This is a genomic window from Pantoea sp. M_9 (assembly GCF_008631385.1).
Lineage (GTDB): Bacteria > Pseudomonadota > Gammaproteobacteria > Enterobacterales > Enterobacteriaceae > Pantoea > Pantoea eucrina.
In genome coordinates, this window is the sequence record NZ_VWUF01000013.1 from 59,569 (window position 1) to 76,027 (window position 16,459).

16 protein-coding genes and 1 other RNA gene are annotated in these 16,459 nt (G+C 57.1%); 12 read left to right on the top strand and 5 right to left on the bottom strand.

Going from position 1 to position 16,459, the window contains the following annotated elements:
* The first annotated feature begins 152 nt into the window (after window positions 1–152).
* The 6 genes from epd to F3I15_RS15520 all read left to right on the top strand — a co-directional run bounded on the left by epd (window position 153) and on the right by F3I15_RS15520 (window position 6,287).
* The gene (gene epd / locus F3I15_RS15495; RefSeq protein WP_039380059.1) at window positions 153–1,172 is read left to right on the top strand and encodes an erythrose-4-phosphate dehydrogenase; all 1,020 of its coding nucleotides are present in this window, start codon (window positions 153–155) and stop codon (window positions 1,170–1,172) included.
* A 51-nt stretch (window positions 1,173–1,223) separates the two neighbouring features.
* The gene (gene pgk, locus F3I15_RS15500; protein WP_094111522.1) at window positions 1,224–2,387 is read left to right on the top strand and encodes a phosphoglycerate kinase; all 1,164 of its coding nucleotides are present in this window, start codon (window positions 1,224–1,226) and stop codon (window positions 2,385–2,387) included.
* A gap of 102 nt (window positions 2,388–2,489) precedes the next feature.
* Window positions 2,490–3,569, top strand: coding sequence for a class II fructose-bisphosphate aldolase (fbaA, locus tag F3I15_RS15505; protein WP_039380055.1), 1,080 nt, complete (start codon window positions 2,490–2,492; stop codon window positions 3,567–3,569).
* A 309-nt stretch (window positions 3,570–3,878) separates the two neighbouring features.
* Window positions 3,879–4,760, top strand: a complete 882-nt coding sequence (mscS, locus tag F3I15_RS15510; protein ID WP_150018524.1) for a small-conductance mechanosensitive channel MscS — start codon at window positions 3,879–3,881, stop codon at window positions 4,758–4,760.
* A gap of 131 nt (window positions 4,761–4,891) precedes the next feature.
* A complete protein-coding gene (argO, locus tag F3I15_RS15515) occupies window positions 4,892–5,512 on the top strand; it encodes an arginine exporter ArgO (protein WP_150018525.1) in 621 nt (206 codons plus the stop codon).
* 76 nt (window positions 5,513–5,588) lie between these two features.
* A complete protein-coding gene (locus F3I15_RS15520; RefSeq protein WP_150018526.1) occupies window positions 5,589–6,287 on the top strand; it encodes an IclR family transcriptional regulator in 699 nt (232 codons plus the stop codon).
* Here the strand turns inward: F3I15_RS15520 and F3I15_RS15525 are convergent.
* Window positions 6,271–7,584 (bottom strand): MFS transporter, encoded by a 1,314-nt coding sequence (locus F3I15_RS15525; RefSeq protein WP_150018527.1) that lies wholly within the window; start codon window positions 7,582–7,584, stop codon window positions 6,271–6,273. The genes F3I15_RS15520 and F3I15_RS15525 overlap by 17 nt on opposite strands.
* 214 nt (window positions 7,585–7,798) lie before the next feature.
* Here F3I15_RS15525 and F3I15_RS15530 point away from each other — a divergent pair, with 214 nt between their 5' ends.
* Window positions 7,799–8,533, top strand: a complete 735-nt coding sequence (locus tag F3I15_RS15530) for an oxidative stress defense protein (RefSeq protein WP_108570047.1) — start codon at window positions 7,799–7,801, stop codon at window positions 8,531–8,533.
* 39 nt (window positions 8,534–8,572) lie between these two features.
* Here F3I15_RS15530 and F3I15_RS15535 read toward each other — a convergent pair whose 3' ends face one another.
* On the bottom strand, window positions 8,573–9,478 hold the full coding sequence (locus F3I15_RS15535) for a LysR family transcriptional regulator ArgP (RefSeq protein ID WP_108570046.1): 906 nt from the start codon (window positions 9,476–9,478) through the stop codon (window positions 8,573–8,575).
* A 182-nt stretch (window positions 9,479–9,660) separates the two neighbouring features.
* On the opposite strand from F3I15_RS15535, the gene rpiA reads away from it, so the two are divergent.
* Together rpiA and serA are read left to right on the top strand one after the other, a co-directional pair.
* Complete coding sequence (rpiA, locus tag F3I15_RS15540) at window positions 9,661–10,320, top strand: ribose-5-phosphate isomerase RpiA (RefSeq protein ID WP_039380041.1); 660 nt, start codon at window positions 9,661–9,663, stop codon at window positions 10,318–10,320.
* Between the two features lie 278 nt (window positions 10,321–10,598).
* Window positions 10,599–11,837, top strand: coding sequence for a phosphoglycerate dehydrogenase (serA, locus tag F3I15_RS15545; protein WP_150018528.1), 1,239 nt, complete (start codon window positions 10,599–10,601; stop codon window positions 11,835–11,837).
* Window positions 11,838–11,858: 21 nt separating this feature from the next.
* Here the strand turns inward: serA and F3I15_RS15550 are convergent, their stop codons facing one another.
* The 3 genes from F3I15_RS15550 to zapA form a co-directional block, all read right to left on the bottom strand.
* The gene (locus tag F3I15_RS15550; RefSeq protein WP_150018529.1) at window positions 11,859–12,461 is read right to left on the bottom strand and encodes a 5-formyltetrahydrofolate cyclo-ligase; all 603 of its coding nucleotides are present in this window, start codon (window positions 12,459–12,461) and stop codon (window positions 11,859–11,861) included.
* A 134-nt stretch (window positions 12,462–12,595) separates the two neighbouring features.
* Window positions 12,596–12,779: non-coding RNA, 6S RNA (gene ssrS, locus F3I15_RS15555), on the bottom strand.
* 39 nt (window positions 12,780–12,818) lie between these two features.
* Complete coding sequence (zapA, locus tag F3I15_RS15560; RefSeq protein ID WP_034823204.1) at window positions 12,819–13,148, bottom strand: cell division protein ZapA; 330 nt, start codon at window positions 13,146–13,148, stop codon at window positions 12,819–12,821.
* Window positions 13,149–13,317: 169 nt separating this feature from the next.
* Here zapA and F3I15_RS15565 point away from each other — a divergent pair, with 169 nt between their 5' ends.
* The 3 genes from F3I15_RS15565 to ubiH are packed head-to-tail and all read left to right on the top strand — an operon-like array spanning window position 13,318 to window position 16,448.
* A complete protein-coding gene (locus F3I15_RS15565) occupies window positions 13,318–13,899 on the top strand; it encodes a YecA family protein (RefSeq protein ID WP_150018530.1) in 582 nt (193 codons plus the stop codon).
* A 51-nt stretch (window positions 13,900–13,950) separates the two neighbouring features.
* The gene (gene pepP, locus F3I15_RS15570) at window positions 13,951–15,273 is read left to right on the top strand and encodes a Xaa-Pro aminopeptidase (RefSeq protein WP_082032641.1); all 1,323 of its coding nucleotides are present in this window, start codon (window positions 13,951–13,953) and stop codon (window positions 15,271–15,273) included.
* Entirely contained in the window at window positions 15,270–16,448 is a 1,179-nt protein-coding gene (gene ubiH / locus F3I15_RS15575; RefSeq protein ID WP_150018531.1) for a 2-octaprenyl-6-methoxyphenyl hydroxylase, read from the top strand. Before pepP ends, ubiH begins: the two co-directional genes overlap by 4 nt.
* Window positions 16,449–16,459 lie beyond the last annotated feature (11 nt).

Below are 16,459 nucleotides of genomic sequence, written 5' to 3' on the forward strand. Positions count from 1 at the left end.
TTCCTCGCATGCATTATTCTGGCTGAACCGTTTCAGTTGGCAGGTTATCTCGCAGCAGTGCCCCAGGCGCTGCGCAAGAATTTCCTGTACAAAATGGCGTGAAACGCTCAAGGTATCTGGCACATTTCAGAGGTGCAGTTGCAGGAAAAGCGATGACCATTCGTATTGCTATCAATGGCTTTGGTCGTATCGGACGCAATGTGTTGCGTGCGCTCTATGAAACGGGACGCCGGGCGGAAATTACGGTTGTGGCGATTAACGAGCTGGCAGATGCCGCCGGCATGGCGCATCTGCTGAAGTACGATACCAGCCACGGTCGCTTCGCCTTCGACGTGCGGCAGGAGCGCGATCTGCTGTGGGTAGGGGAGGACACTATCCGCATCCTGCATCAGGCTGAGATCGGCACGCTGCCGTGGCAGCAGCTGGACGTTGATGTGGTGCTGGATTGCACCGGCGTTTACGGCAGTCGCGCTGACGGCGAGGCGCATCTGCAGGCGGGCGCCAGAAAAGTCCTGTTTTCGCATCCGGGCGGCAACGATCTGGATGCAACCGTGGTGTTCGGCGTAAATGAACAGGCTCTTAAACAAACTGACCGCATTGTGTCCAACGCATCCTGTACCACCAACTGCATCATTCCGGTGATCAAGCTGCTGGATGATGCCTTTGGGATCGAGTCCGGCACCGTGACCACGATCCACTCCGCGATGCACGATCAGCAGGTGATCGACGCCTATCACAGCGATCTGCGCCGCACCCGTGCAGCGAGCCAGTCGATCATTCCGGTCGATACGCGGCTGGCTGCCGGCATCACCCGCATTTTTCCGAAATTCAACGATCGCTTCGAAGCGATAGCGGTGCGCGTACCCACTATCAACGTGACGGCAATTGATCTGAGCGTCTCGGTACGGGCGGCGGTAAAGGCGTGTGAGGTCAATGCGCTGCTGCAAAACGCATCAGCAGGGGCATTTCGTGGTATAGTTGACTATACGGAATTACCGTTAGTCTCAGTAGATTTTAACCACGATCCGCACAGTGCCATCGTTGATGGTACGCAGACGCGGGTCAGCGGTCATCACCTGATCAAGACGCTGGTCTGGTGTGACAACGAATGGGGCTTTGCTAACCGGATGATCGATACTACGTTAGCAATGGCCGCAAGCGGTTTCAGGTAAGACGCGGATGGCGTCTGGCAAAACTTACGAGAATCAACGAGAGGATTCACCATGTCTGTAATTAAGATGACCGATCTGGACCTTGCTGGTAAGCGTGTTCTGATCCGTGCCGATCTGAACGTGCCAGTGAAAGAAGGAAAAGTGACATCTGACGCACGTATCCGTGCTTCCCTGCCTACCATCGAAGCGGCACTGAAACAGGGCGCGAAAGTGATGGTTACCTCTCACCTTGGTCGCCCGACTGAAGGTGAATATAACGAAGAGTTCTCGCTGCTGCCGGTTGTTAACTACCTGAAAGAAAAACTGAACGGTACCCAGGTTACGCTGGCGAAAGAGTATCTTGACGGCGTGGAAGTGGGTGCTGGCGAGCTGGTCGTGCTGGAAAACGTACGTTTTAACAAAGGCGAAAAGAAAGATGACGAGACGCTGGCGAAGAAGTATGCCGCGCTGTGTGACGTCTTTGTAATGGATGCATTTGGTACCGCGCACCGCGCGCAGGCTTCGACTCACGGCGTGGGCAAGTTTGCGCCAGTCGCCTGCGCAGGCCCGCTGCTTTCTGCTGAGCTGGAAGCGCTGGGTAAAGTCATGAGCAACCCGGAGCGTCCGCTGGTTGCCGTAGTCGGCGGTTCAAAAGTATCGACTAAATTTGATGTGCTGCAGTCGCTGGTCAAAATTGCGGATACCGTGATTGTGGGCGGCGGCATCGCCAACACCTTTGTGGCTATCGACAACAAGGTCGGTAAATCACTCTATGAGCCGGACTTCGTTGAAGCAGCCAAAGGCCTGCGTGACCAGTATGGTATTCCGGTGCCGACCGATTCCCGCGTAGGCACGGAATTCTCTGAAACTGCACCTTCTACCGTGAAAAAGGTTTCAGAAGTGCAGGATAACGAAGAGATTATGGACTTCGGTGATGAAACCGCACAGAACATGGCGAAGATCCTGAAAGAGGCCAAAACCATCCTGTGGAACGGCCCGGTAGGCGTTTTTGAGTTCCCTAACTTCCGTAAAGGCACCGAAATTGTGGCCAATGCGATTGCTGACAGCGATGCGTTCTCTGTAGCAGGCGGCGGCGACACTCTGGCGGCTATCGATCTGTTCGGTATTGAAGAGAAGATCTCTTATATCTCAACCGGTGGCGGCGCATTCCTGGAGTTCGTGGAAGGCAAAAAGTTGCCTGCGGTGGCGATGCTGGAAGAGCGCGCTAAGCAGTAATTCTGGGGGCAGCGCTCTGGCGCTGCCTTAAAACTGGCCCCGACCGGGGCAAATAAATCCCATTCCCTTCGGGAATGAACGGTAACGAAACGGGACACAACCATGTCTAAAATTTTTGATTTCGTAAAACCCGGCGTTGTCACTGGTGATGACGTTCAGAAAGTCTTCAAGGTAGCGAAGGAGCACAAGTTCGCTCTGCCTGCAGTTAACTGCGTCGGCACGGACTCCATCAACGCGGTACTGGAAGCTGCTGCCAAAGTTAAAGCGCCGGTCATCGTTCAGTTCTCTAACGGCGGTGCTGCATTTATCGCCGGTAAAGGTTTCAAAACCGACAAACCACAGGGCGCGGCAATTTTCGGCGCTATCGCCGGTGCACACCATGTGCATCTGATGGCTGAGCAGTATGGTGTGCCGGTCATTCTGCACACTGACCACTGTGCGAAAAAACTGCTGCCGTGGATCGACGGTCTGCTGGATGCCGGTGAAGAGCACTTCAAAAAAACCGGTAAGCCGCTGTTCTCTTCACACATGATCGACCTCTCTGAAGAGTCGCTGGAAGAGAACATCGAAATCTCCAGCAAATATCTGGCGCGCATGGCGAAAATCGATATGACGCTGGAAATCGAACTTGGCTGCACCGGTGGTGAAGAAGATGGCGTGGACAACAGCCATATGGACGCTTCAGCCCTCTACACCCAGCCTGAAGATGTGGATTACGCTTACACCGAGCTGAGCAAAATCAGCCCGCGTTTCACTATCGCCGCCTCTTTCGGCAACGTGCACGGCGTCTACAAGCCAGGCAACGTGAAGCTGACCCCAACCATCCTGCGCGACTCACAGAAATATGTGTGCGAGAAGCATGGTCTGGAACATAACGCGCTGGACTTCGTTTTCCACGGCGGTTCCGGCTCTTCTGCAGCAGAGATTGAAGAGTCAATCAGCTACGGTGTGATCAAAATGAACATCGATACCGATACCCAGTGGGCAACCTGGGACGGTATTCTGCAGTACTACAAATCTAACGAAGCGTACCTGCAGTCGCAGCTGGGCAACCCGAACGGCCCGGACAGCCCGAACAAGAAATATTACGATCCACGCGTCTGGCTGCGTGCGGCACAATCCTCAATGGTTGTGCGCTTAGAGCAGGCGTTTAAAGAGCTGAACGCAGTCGACGTACTGTAAGTTCGCTGCAGTAAAAAGGCCCCATTGGGGCCTTTTTTTATGCGTTTTTCACGGTGTTATAGTGCGCTTCCTGCCCGACAAAACCACATACCAGCCCGCCATACGTTGCCGCTGACGTACCAGCAGCCTGCAGGTCTGTGCTGCGCTAATCTGCATCAATTCCGGTACGTTTTTCCCTCAATACAATGTTAAATCAGCTTAATTTTGGCGCTTCATGCTGTTTTTGTTTAACCTTGAAGCCTGGAGTGCCGGAGTCAATCTGGCCGTTTTTGTAATTTCCTGCGGGAAACTCAACAACAGGGCTGACAAATGGAAGATTTAAATGTCGTAAATGGCATTAACAGTGCAGGTGGATGGCTGGTGCGTAATCAGGCACTGATCCTGAGCTATGCGGTCAATATCGTGGCAGCAATCGCGATTATTATCGTGGGTATGATTATCGCGCGTATTGTTTCAAACGGCGTAAATCGTCTGCTGGTGGCACGCCATATCGATGCGACCGTGGCAGATTTTCTTTCAGCCTTAGTCCGCTATGGCGTTATCGCATTTACTATCATCGCAGCGCTGGGGCGAGTGGGTGTACAGACCGCATCAGTCATCGCCGTACTGGGTGCGGCGGGTCTGGCCGTAGGTCTGGCACTGCAGGGTTCGCTCTCTAACCTTGCCGCAGGGGTACTGCTGGTGACTTTCCGTCCATTCCGCACCGGCGAATTTGTTGACCTCGGTGGCGTGATGGGAACCGTACAGAATGTGCAGATTTTCTCAACCACGCTGAAAAGCGCGGACGGCAAAATGGTGGTAGTGCCTAACGGTAAAATTATCGCCAGCAATATCATTAACTTCTCTCGTGAGCCGATCCGCCGCAACGAATTTATTATCGGCGTGGCCTACGACGCGGATGTCGATCAGGTAATCGATCTGCTGCGTGAGGTGGTGGAAGCGGATGAGCGCGTGCTGAAAGATATGGGTATTCAGATTGGCCTCAACGAGCTGGCGGCTTCGTCGCTGAACTTTGTCGTGCGCTGCTGGAGTAAAAGCGGCGATCTGCAGAACGTTTACTGGGATCTGATGAAAAACTTTAAGCGTACTCTGGATGCGCACGGCATCGGCATCCCTTATCCGCAGATGGATGTGCATCTGCACCAGGTTAAAGGCGAGGCGCAGGAGCAGCCGGTCAACCTGACCAAATAACGTTAGCGTAAGGCACCTGCGGGTGCCTTTCTTATTAACAGCGCTAATGACCGATTAAATCTTTCAATTTCCGCTAATACCCTCCGGCCGATATACTGCGCCCATCCTCTTCTCTTTTCAGGGTATTCAACGTGTTATCAATTTATTTGCAGGGGCTGGCGCTGGGCGCTGCACTGATTCTGCCGCTGGGCCCGCAAAACGCCTTTGTTATGAATCAGGGCATCAAGCGCCACTATCATCTGATGACCGCCACGCTCTGTACCCTGAGCGACATTGCGCTGATCTGCGGCGGCATATTTGGCGGCAGCGCGCTGCTGCATCAGTCACCGCTGCTGCTGACGCTGATCACCTGGGCAGGCGTTGCGTTTCTGCTCTGGTATGGCTGGGGAGCGTTACGCAGCGCATGGCGCGGCGGTATTGCGCTGGAGCAGGACAGCACGCTGAAACAGGGACGCTGGCGCATTATCGCCACGATGCTGGCGGTGACCTGGCTCAATCCGCATGTTTATCTGGATACGTTTGTGGTGCTCGGCAGCCTCGGCGGTCAGCTGCCCTCAGCCGATGCCCGCCGATGGTTCGCGCTGGGCACCGTCAGCGCCTCTGTAATCTGGTTTTATGGTCTGGCGCTGCTGGCGGCCTGGCTGTCGCCCCGGCTGCGCACCGCGCGCGCGCAGCGTATCATCAACCTGCTGGTCGGCAGCGTCATGTGGCTTATCGCTTTCCAGCTGGCGCATCAGGCGCTGACGGATTAAAAAGTAAAACGCGCAGGGGGCATTATTGACGCGACTAGGCTGCTAAGATTGAGTTTTTAGCGCCCGGAGGTGACCGATGTCTTCTCAACCTAACCAGAGCCTGATTGACGGTATCCGCTGCCTGCAGTATCTGGTCTCCAGCGACAGAGCCATTGGCGGGCGTGAGCTGGCGCGTCAGATGGGAATGAACAGCACGCGCGTTAACCGTCTGCTGATGACCATGGCGTCGATCGGCCTCACCGTTCAGGATGAGCAGCGTCGCTACCTGCCAGGGCCGGGGGTTCACGCGCTGGCGGCGCAGGCGATTCGGGGTTCCTCGCTGTTTGCGCAGGCGCTGCCGCAGCTGGAGCTCTATGCACCGCCCGATATCGTGGTGGCGCTGGGCGTGCTGTGGGAAGATCAGGTCATCTATATCTGGCACTCAGAGCCCGATGAACGCACCCGTACCAGTCAGGCGCTGGCCGGATTTCGCATGCTGCCGGCGTGGCAGTCGGTGATTGGCATAGCGCTGCTGGCCGCAGAGCCTGATGTGCAGCTGCAGCCGCGTTTTGCCGCAGCGCAGTGGACGCAGATGGCGCCTCTGCTGGCGCGCAAACGCCAGAGCGATCATCTCATCTGGCAGCGTGATGATGGTGAGATTGGTATGGCACTGCCGATCAATCATAATCGCGCGGCGCTGGCGTTCGCTAAAATCTGGCAGCGGGATGATGAACATCTGGCGCAGCGGGTGGCGCAGCTGAAAGCGCTGGCGCAGAAGATCACCGGGGAACAGTAATCTCGTCGGGGCGGCCAACGATAAACAGATAACTGCCGATCCCCACCAGCGCCAAGGCGGCGATAAACACCAGCGCCGGAGCAAAATCACTGCCGTCGATCAGCGCGCCAATCGCAATCGGCACCACGATTGCGGAGAGGGCACCAGTAAAGTTAAACATGCCGCCTGCCAGCCCGACCAGATGACGCGGTGCCAGCGTGGTGACAAAAACCCAGGTAATGGTTGCCAGCCCGTTGCCAAAAAAAGCCAGCGACATAAATAACACGATCAGCGTGGTGTTATCCGTATAGTTGGCTCCGAGGATAAACAGGGTCATCGTCAGCCCGAGCAGTATCGGCAGCTTGCGCGCTACGCTGGCTGAAACGCCGCGCCGCAGCAGATAATCGGAGATAAATCCCGCCAGCAGTACGCCACAAAATGCCGCCAGATAAGGCAGCGAGGCGACATAGCCGCTTTTAATGAAATCCATATGCCGGTACCGGACCAGATAGGTCGGAAACCACGTCAGAAAGAACCAGAACGTGGCGGAAATAGAAAACTGGCCCAGACAGATGCCCAGCAGTCTGCGGTTGCACAGCATCTGCTGCACGTCACTCAGGCGTAGCGGTGTGCGCCCGGCCGATGCGCTGTCGGGCAGCGCGCCGTTCTCCAGCAGCCAGGCGCGCTCTGCGGCTGATACCCGTTTATGTTCGCCAGGCTCGCGATAGAGCGCAAACCAGACGCCCGCCCACAGAATGCCGGTCAGCCCGGTGATAGCGAACAGCCCGCGCCAGCCAAATGCCGCTTCAATATGAAACAGCAGCGGCGTAACGCAGGCGAGACCTGCGAACTGCGCCGAGGAGTAAATGCCAATGGCGCTGGCGCGCTCATGCAGAGGAAACCAGCCCGAAATAATACGGTTATTCGCCGGCATTACCGGCGCTTCAAATGCGCCGACGCCAAGCCGCAGCCCGACCAGCGCCGCCACGCTGCTGGCGCAGACGTGCAGCAGGGTGATTAGCGACCAGCCGATCATCGCCACGCCATACACCATACGCGCACCGAGTCGATCAATCAGCCAGCCCCCCGGGATCTGCAGTGCGGCGTAGATCCAGCCAAACGCAGAAAAAATCAGCCCCATCTGCAGCGGAGTGAGCTGTAACTCAGCGCTCAGCGCGGGCGCTGCCACGGCCAGATTAGCGCGATCCATATAGTTGATAATGATGTTCACAAACACCAGCGCCAGCATCAGAAAACGCGTGCGCCCGACGCGCACGCCAGCAGCAGGCGCGCCAGGGCTTGAGGGATCGTGCGCCATGGGCAGGACTCCTGGAAACAGAGAGTATCCATCAAGCGAAACGCACAATGCTGTTTTTAGCAACCCTGTAGTGATAAGTTTGCAGCCGGCAGCAGGTTAAAACGCAGCGCGAACGAACTTTTCTGTCTGCGTAAACTCAGAGCATCACGCATAGTAAAGCGGTAGCGGTTTCGCCATAGTGGCAGCCGGTAACCCGATTTCCAAGGAGGAGTTTGTGAAACTGAAAGCACTGGCGCTGGTCGCCGCAATGAGCACTGGCGCACTGTCGGGCATGGTACAGGCCGGAGAAGTGCCTGAGGGACCGCACGTGGTCACTTCCGGCCAGGCGAGCGTTGATGCGCGTCCGGATATGGCGACGCTCTCAATTATGGTCAGCGTCGCCTCCAAAGAAGCTGCCGATGCTAAAAAACAGGCTGACGCGCGCGTGGCGCAATATTTTGATTTTCTGCAAAAGAGCGGTATCGAAAAGAAAGATATCGATGCGGCTAACCTGAGCACCCAGCCAGAATATGACTACACCAAAGAGGGTAAGTCGGTACTGAAAGGCTACCGCGCGGTACGCCAGGTGGAAGTGACGCTGCGTCAGCTGGACAAGCTGAACGATCTGCTGGATGGCGCACTGAAGTCGGGCCTGAACGAAATCCGCACCGTTGAGCTGGGTGTGGCAGACGCAGAAAGCTATAAAGAGCAGGCGCGTAAAGCCGCGATTGCTAACGCGACGCAGCAGGCCAGCGCGCTGGCAGAAGGCTTTAACGCGAAGCTGGGCCCGGTCTACAGCGTTCGCTATCACGTAGCCAACTATCAGCCGATGCCGATGGCGCGCATGTATAAAGCTGCTGCCGCGCCAGCGGATACCACCGCGCAGCAGACGTATGAACAGCAGAGTATTCACTTTGACGATCAGGTCGATGTGGTGTTTGAAATCAAACCGAACGCCACGACGCCCTGATAGCTGACAGCCGCAGCGGCATCTGCCGCTGCGCTATGCTCAGACCGTGACCTCATCCTGACGCAGCACCCGATGCCCGTGAGCAATCAGCGCGTCGGTGACGCTGCGCATCAGGCGACTCTCGGGCGCAAAGCGGTGCCAGTAGAGCATCCGGCGCTGATAGAGTCCCGGCGTCAGATCCACCAGCTCACCCTGCGCCAGTTCGCGCTCAATCTGCAGATGCGGGATCATACAGCAGACCGATCCCTGCCGCGCCAGCTGCACAAACGCCTCTGACGAGTTAACGATATGGCAGGGTACGCTGCCCGGTGACAGATCGAAATTCTGCTGCAAAAACGCCTGATGCATATCATCCAGATGGTCAAAGGCCACCGCCGGCGCCTTCAGCAAAGCTGATCGCGTCACGCCGTTGGGAAAATAGCGGGCGGCAAAATCGGGTGAGGCGCAGAACAGATAGTCGAGCGCTCCCAGCTGATCGACCAGGCAGCTCGGCAGCGGCTGCGGCTGGATACTCACGGCGCCCACCACTTCGCCGCGGCGCAGACGTTCCTGCGTACGCGTTTCATCTTCTACCTGCAGATTCAGCCGCACCGGGGAGTCCGCCAGCACATCTTTCAGCGCCGGCAGCAGCCAGGTAGCAAGACTGTCGGCGTTCACCGCCAGCGAGAGCAGCAGCGGCGTGGTTCCGCTCTGATCGTCACCCAGCCACTCCTCTTCCAGCAGCTCAACCTGGTGCAGTAGCGCCAGCAGCTTCTGCCCCTGCTCAGTCGGGCGGGGCGGAACGGTGCGCACCAGCAGCGGCTGACCAAACAGGTTTTCCAGCTGTTTGATACGCTGCGATACGGCTGACTGGGTAATACAAAGCTTCTGTGCGGCGCGTTCAAAGCCGCGCTCGCGAATCACTGCATCCAGCGCCTGAAGCGTACGGTAATCCGGGCGTTTCATTATTGTTCTCTCTCGTTCAGGGTGGAAAGTACTATGCCACAAAATGGCCGCGCTGTGCGGCGGGTGCATTTTTGCGGACTGGCTTCCAAAGGTAAAAATCGGTGGTGCGTGAGTCGCGCACTTTTACAGCGCGTTGTTTTATACTACGCGCACTTTGATGTCGCACAGGTTTTAAACATACCATGACCCAGGATGAACTGAAAAAAGCGGTAGGGTGGGCGGCGCTGCAGTATGTGCAGCCAGGCACCATTGTTGGCGTAGGCACCGGCTCAACGGCCGCGCATTTTATCGACGCGCTGGCCACCATGAAGCACCAGATTGAGGGGGCGGTCTCCAGCTCTGAAGCCTCCACCCTGAAGCTGAAATCGCTGGGTATACCGGTTTTCGATCTTAACGACGTGGACGATATCGCGGTCTATGTCGATGGTGCCGATGAGATCAACCCGCATATGCAGATGATCAAGGGCGGTGGCGCGGCGCTGACGCGCGAGAAAATTGTGGCGGCGGTCGCACGGAAGTTTATCTGTATCGCGGATGCGTCTAAAGAAGTTGATATCCTTGGCCGTTTCCCGCTTCCGGTTGAGGTGATCCCGATGGCGCGTGCTTATGTCGCGCGCGAGCTGGTTAAGCTTGGTGGCCAGCCGGAGTATCGGCAGCAGGTGGTGACCGATAATGGCAATATCATCCTCGACGTGCACAATCTGCAGATCCTCGATCCTGTCGCGATGGAAAAAAACATCAACGCGCTGGCGGGCGTGGTCACGGTCGGCCTGTTTGCCACGCGCGGCGCTGATGTCGCGCTGATTGGCACACCGGATGGCGTCAAAACCATTCTCAAATGATCTCTCCGGCGCGCCTGACGCGCCGTTTTTCCCCCGGCTAATTCTGCTTTTCTTTATCAGCCTGAATTTGGTGACTTATGTCACAAACAGAGCATGGAGAGCCGATTCCTGCTCTCTGCTCCTGGCTTCCTGCGATTTTGTATGGATTTGTGCTGCCTGAAAGCCGGGGCGTGCTGCCGTGGTCGCAATCGTTTGTATTGCCGCATTGCCAGAATTTGTTATTTTGGCAGAAGGTAATCTTATGGCACTCCACGTTGAATTCTGAATAGGGTCGGGAAATGGCAAAGGTATCACTGGATAAAGACAAAATTAAATTTCTGCTGGTGGAGGGCGTGCATCAGAGCGCGCTGGAGAATCTGCGCGCGGCAGGCTATACCAACATTGAGTTTCACAAAGGGGCGCTGGATGCGGAGTCGCTGAAAGCCTCTGTCCGTGATGCGCACTTTATCGGTATCCGCTCCCGCACCCAGCTCACGGAAGAGATCTTCGCCGCCGCAGAAAAACTGGTCGCGGTAGGCTGCTTCTGTATCGGCACTAATCAGGTCGATCTCAACGCCGCTGCCCGGCGCGGTATTCCGGTCTTTAACGCCCCTTTCTCTAACACCCGCTCCGTTGCTGAGCTGGTGATTGGCGAGATGCTGCTGATGCTGCGCGGCATTCCGGAAGCGAACGCCAAAGCGCATCGCGGTATCTGGAACAAAGTAGCAACCGGCTCCTATGAAGCGCGCGGCAAAAAGCTGGGTATCATTGGTTATGGTCATATCGGCATGCAGCTCGGCGTGCTGGCTGAAGGCCTGGGAATGCACGTTTTCTTTTACGATATTGAAAACAAGCTGCCGCTGGGGAATGCCACGCAGGTGCGCCACCTGTCGGATCTGCTCAATATGAGTGATGTGGTCAGCCTGCATGTGCCGGAGACCGCTTCAACCCAGAACATGATTGGCGCAGAAGAGCTGGCGCTGATGAAGCCAGGTGCGCTGCTGATTAACGCCGCGCGCGGCACCGTTATCGATATTCCGGCGCTGTGCCATGCGCTCTCCAGCAAACATCTGTCGGGTGCGGCTATTGACGTCTTTCCGACCGAACCGGCAACCAACAGCGATCCGTTTAATTCACCGCTGTGCGAGTTTGATAACGTTATTCTGACGCCGCACATTGGCGGTTCAACGCAGGAAGCGCAGGAAAATATTGGTCTGGAAGTTTCGGGCAAGCTGGCAAAATACTCCGACAACGGCTCGACGCTCTCTGCGGTTAATTTTCCGGAAGTGTCACTGCCGATGCACGGTGCCAGCGCCAGCCGTCTGCTGCACATTCACGAAAACCGTCCGGGCATTCTTACTGCCATCAACCAGATTTTCGCTGAGCAGAATATCAATATCGCGGCGCAGTTCCTGCAGACCTCGCCACAGCTTGGTTACGTGGTAATTGATATCGATGCGGAAAAAGATGTGGCGGATAAAGCGCTGCAGCTCATGCGCGCCATCCCGGGCACCATGCGCGCCCGCCTGCTTTACTGACTAGTGACGGGCATATGCCCGTCAGAACGAAGCATCCCACTGCCACAGCTTTGCCGGCGTCAGCACGGCGGGTAGCGGGATGTCCCATGCGGCTGCCGGCAGCGCCTCAACGCGCTGGCAGTCGTGGGCAATGCCAATCGGCAGGCAGCCGTGGCGCTGCCAGTTCTGCAGCGTGCGATCGTAAAAGCCGCCGCCCATCCCCAGCCGTTGTCCACTCTCATCAAACGCCACCAGCGGAACCAGCATGACATCCAGCCGATCCAGCGTCGCTATCTGCGTAATATCCAGCGGCGGCTCCGGAATGCGCAGCTTATTCATGACCAGCTGTGTCTCAGGGGTATAACGCAAAAACAGCAGGTTGCCTGGCGCAAACGGATGCAGTACCGGCAGATAAACCGCTTTTTTTTGCTGCCAAAGACGGGCGATCAGCGGGCGGGTATTGATTTCACCGTCGGTGGAGAGAAACAGCGCAATGTTTTGTGCGGCTGAGACAGGCGCCAGGTTAATCGCGTGCTCAGCCAGCTGTTCGGCCGCTTCACTCTGCTGTTCAGGCGTCAGATGCCGGCGCAGATGGCGGATATGCTGACGCAGCAGCTGGCGTTCGGAATAATCGATAGCTGACACAGGATCTCCCCGACGAGTGGATTAGCTTGCGCTGACTATAACATGCAAAAGAGGGGGAGGGGGACTGGCTTCAGGCAGTATCCGCCGTCGCAGCTGACGCTACTACCTGAAATGATGCCGGGTAAAACAGAAAAGAGATCTCCGAGATGCCGCCGCAGGCTGTAACCCTTGAACCCTTGGTTCAAGGTGAGTATGCCGTCGCAACCATCAGGCTTCTCGGACGAACCGAGCATGCTCACAGGCTACAGAGCGTCACACTCTGTTGGTATGAAATATCGGCTCAGGGGACTGGCCCGCTTGCAAACATCTCAGAGAAACAGGACTTCATCGTTGCTCTGGCATGAGAACCATGAAGTATTATTCGAATTTAGGGCCCTGGCGGTCGGTAATGCGACCCTGCTCAACTAAAGCCTGTTCAATCGTCTGCTGCAGCATGCGGATACGTTGTTCCATGTTTGCTGCATAGTCACGCGTTTTACCTTTCTCTTGCGCCAGCTCGTGACAGATATTTAACGCGGCGATGAACACCAGTTGCTCTGTATTTGTGACTCTAGTGCGAACTTTTAAATCTTGCAACCGTTGATTGAGGTCCTCTGCGGCAAGATTTAGCGCATCCTGCTGTTCAGGCGGACAATTTACTCTCAAAGAACGACCAAAAATTTGTATATCTACCGGTTGTGCAGACATGCCACCATCCTGACTGATTACTTCGTTCGCTCCACCCGGCTCGCCACTGGCCCGGAAGGTGCGCAACTATATAGACGCGGGTAAGAAGATACAACCCCTTTTCTGGAAACCCTGAGGCACCTGGTGGTAGCATATCACGAACTTATTCTGCCAACGACGACCAAAGCTTATGTCTTTACAGAACGCAACACCCACTTACAACGCGCTGGCCGCAGCCCTCTCTCAGCAGGGTGTGGGCATGACGCCTGCCGAAATGCACGGACTGCTGTGTGGCATCCTGTGTGGCGGTAATCAGGACGCCAGCTGGAAGACGCTGGTGCACGATCTGGCCAACGAAGGCATGGCTTTCTCGCAGAGCCTGGCACAGCCGCTGCAGGCGCTGCATGACAGCCTGACCACGACCCTGGAAGAAGATGGTTTTCTGTTTCAGCTGATGCTGCCGGATGAAGAGGATATTACCGTGTTTGATCGGGCTGATGCGCTGGCGGGCTGGGTCAATCATTTCCTGCTTGGCCTGGGCGTTACGCAGCCTAAACTGGATAAAGTCACCGGTGAAACCGGCGAGGCGATTGACGATCTGCGTACGATTGCTCAGCTTGGCTACGAAGAAGATGAAGATCAGGAAGAGCTGGAGCAGTCGCTGGAAGAGGTGATTGAGTATGTGCGCGTCGCAGCGCTGCTGTGTCACGACACCTTCACACGCCCGCATACGCCAACCGCACCGGAAGTGCAGAAACCTACGCTACACTAAGCGCGTCATTGCGGGCAGCGCTGCTGCCCGTTATCAACAGGGAGTGCAACTATGATCACACTGGAACAGTTCCGGCAGCGTCGTCAGGCGCTGATTACGCAGATGGCCCCCGGCAGCGCGGCGCTGATTTTTGCAGCACCTGAAGTCACGCGCAGCAACGACACCGAATATAGCTACCGGCAAAACAGTGACTTCTGGTATTTCACCGGGTTTAACGAGCCGCAGGCGCTGCTGGTGCTGATCAAAAGCGATGAACATCATAATCACAGCGTGCTGTTTAACCGCATACGCGATCTCACTGCCGAGGTGTGGTCTGGCCGTCGCCTCGGGCAGGAGGCTGCGCCAGCGAAGCTGGGGGTTGATCGTGCACTGCCGTGGGATGATATTGGCGAACAGCTGCACTTGCTGCTGAACGGCCTTGACGTGGTGTATCACGCGCAGGGCGAATATGGTTACGCTGATCAGCTGCTGTTTAGCGCACTGGAAAAATTACGTCGCGGTTTCCGGCAGAATCTCAGCGCACCCGCCAGCGTGACCGACTGGCGTCCCTGGGTGCATGAGATGCGGCTGTTTAAAAGCGCAGAAGAGATTGAGATCCTGCGTCAGGCGGGAAAAATCAGCGCGCTGGCGCATACCCGCGCCATGCAGCAGTGCCGCCCCGGCATGTATGAGTATCAGCTTGAAGGGGAGATCCACCACGAATTCTCCCGCCACGGCGCGCGCTTTCCCTCCTATAACACCATTGTCGGAAGTGGCGAAAACGGCTGCATTTTGCACTACACCGAAAATGAAAGCGCAATGCGCGACGGCGATCTGGTGCTAATTGACGCCGGCTGTGAGTTTCACGGTTATGCGGGTGATATTACCCGTACCTTTCCGGTAAACGGCAGGTTCACGCCGCCGCAGCGGGAAATCTACGACATTGTGCTGGCTTCGCTGCATAAAGCGCTGTCGATGTTCCGGCCCGGCGTCAGCATTCATGAAGTGAATGATGAAGTTGTGCACATCATGATCACCGGCCTCGTTGATCTCGGTATTCTTGACGGCAATATCGACGAACTATTTGAAGCGCAGGCGCATCGTCCTTTCTTTATGCATGGCCTCGGCCACTGGCTGGGCCTGGATGTGCATGACGTCGGCGATTACGGTACGCCGAGCCGCGACCGCGTGCTGGAGCCAGGCATGGTGCTTACGGTAGAGCCGGGCCTCTATATTGCACCTGATGCCAGCGTGCCGCCGCAGTACCGCGGCATCGGCGTGCGCATTGAGGATGATATTGTGATCACGGCGACAGGCCATGAGAATCTTACCGATAGCGTGGTGAAAGATCCGGATGCGATTGAAGCCCTGATGGCAGCGGCGCGCGGCGTATGACCATTCTGATTGCAGGCGGGGGCATGACCGGCGCCACGCTGGCGCTGGCGATATCGCATCTGACGCAGGGCAGGTTACCGGTCACGCTTATTGAGCGCAGTGAGCCGGCCAGCCGTGCGCACCCCGGTTTTGATGGCCGGGCGATTGCGCTGGCCGCCGGCACCTGCCAGCAGCTGGCGGCGATCAACCTCTGGCGTTCGCTGGCGGAGTGCGCCACGCCGATCACCCGCATTCACGTCTCCGATCGCGGCCACAGTGGCTTTGTGCAGCTCAGCGCAGAGGCGTATCAGCTGGCTGCGCTGGGGCAGGTGGTGGAACTGTTCGATGTCGGACAGCGCCTGTTTGAGCGTCTCCGGCAGGCGCCCGGCGTTACGCTGCGCTGCCCCGATTACGTCACGCAGGTCACGCGTGATAAAGCGCATGCGCAGGTGACGCTTAACAGCGGCGAAACGCTGGAGGGTACGCTGCTGGTGGCTGCAGATGGGTCGCGCTCATCGCTGGCGGCGTCATGCGGTATTCAGTGGCAGCGCGAGGATTATCAGCAGCTGGCGGTGATTGCCAACGTGTCCACTCAGCTGCCGCATCAGGGGCAGGCGTTTGAGCGTTTTACGCCGCACGGGCCGCTGGCGCTGCTACCGATGTCCGGCAATCGTATGTCGCTGGTGTGGTGCCATCCGGCAGCCGCAGAATCCCGGGTGCGGGCGTGGGATGAAGAGACATTCCGGCGCGAACTGCAGCGCGCATTTGGCTGGCGGCTGGGTCGCTTTACCCATGCCGGTCAGCGTGAAATTTACCCGCTGGCGCTGCAAACCGCCGAGCGTCAGGTGACGCACCGGCTGGCGCTGGTCGGCAATGCTGCCCAGACGCTGCATCCGATCGCCGGACAGGGCTTTAATCTTGGCCTGCGCGATGTCATGTCGCTGGCGGAAACGCTGGCCGGCGCCTGGCGTCAGCAGCAGGATCCCGGCAGTTATGCGGTGCTGCAGCACTTTGCCGCCCGGCGTCAGGCTGACCGCGCGGCGACAATCGGCGTGACTGACGGCCTGGTGCGCCTGTTCGCTAACCGTTATGCACCGCTGGTTGCAGGACGAAATCTCGGGCTGGTGGCTATGGATCACCTTCCCTGGCTGCAACATCCGCTGGCCGCGCGTACGCTCGGCTGGGTAAAGCGTTAATAAAGAGGCAG

Excerpts from the sequence above, each read along its gene's own strand:
- pepP (WP_082032641.1), top strand. The coding sequence starts at position 13,951 with ATGATCACACTGGAACAGTTCCGGCAGCGTCGTCAGGCGCTGATTACG.
- zapA (WP_034823204.1), bottom strand. The coding sequence starts at position 13,148 with ATGTCTGCACAACCGGTAGATATACAAATTTTTGGTCGTTCTTTGAGA.
- serA (WP_150018528.1), top strand. The coding sequence starts at position 10,599 with ATGGCAAAGGTATCACTGGATAAAGACAAAATTAAATTTCTGCTGGTG.
- F3I15_RS15520 (WP_150018526.1), top strand. The coding sequence starts at position 5,589 with ATGTCTTCTCAACCTAACCAGAGCCTGATTGACGGTATCCGCTGCCTG.
- rpiA (WP_039380041.1), top strand. The coding sequence starts at position 9,661 with ATGACCCAGGATGAACTGAAAAAAGCGGTAGGGTGGGCGGCGCTGCAG.
- ubiH (WP_150018531.1), top strand. The coding sequence starts at position 15,270 with ATGACCATTCTGATTGCAGGCGGGGGCATGACCGGCGCCACGCTGGCG.
- F3I15_RS15525 (WP_150018527.1), bottom strand. The coding sequence starts at position 7,584 with ATGGCGCACGATCCCTCAAGCCCTGGCGCGCCTGCTGCTGGCGTGCGC.
- epd (WP_039380059.1), top strand. The coding sequence starts at position 153 with ATGACCATTCGTATTGCTATCAATGGCTTTGGTCGTATCGGACGCAAT.
- F3I15_RS15535 (WP_108570046.1), bottom strand. The coding sequence starts at position 9,478 with ATGAAACGCCCGGATTACCGTACGCTTCAGGCGCTGGATGCAGTGATT.
- mscS (WP_150018524.1), top strand. The coding sequence starts at position 3,879 with ATGGAAGATTTAAATGTCGTAAATGGCATTAACAGTGCAGGTGGATGG.
- fbaA (WP_039380055.1), top strand. The coding sequence starts at position 2,490 with ATGTCTAAAATTTTTGATTTCGTAAAACCCGGCGTTGTCACTGGTGAT.
- F3I15_RS15565 (WP_150018530.1), top strand. The coding sequence starts at position 13,318 with ATGTCTTTACAGAACGCAACACCCACTTACAACGCGCTGGCCGCAGCC.
- pgk (WP_094111522.1), top strand. The coding sequence starts at position 1,224 with ATGTCTGTAATTAAGATGACCGATCTGGACCTTGCTGGTAAGCGTGTT.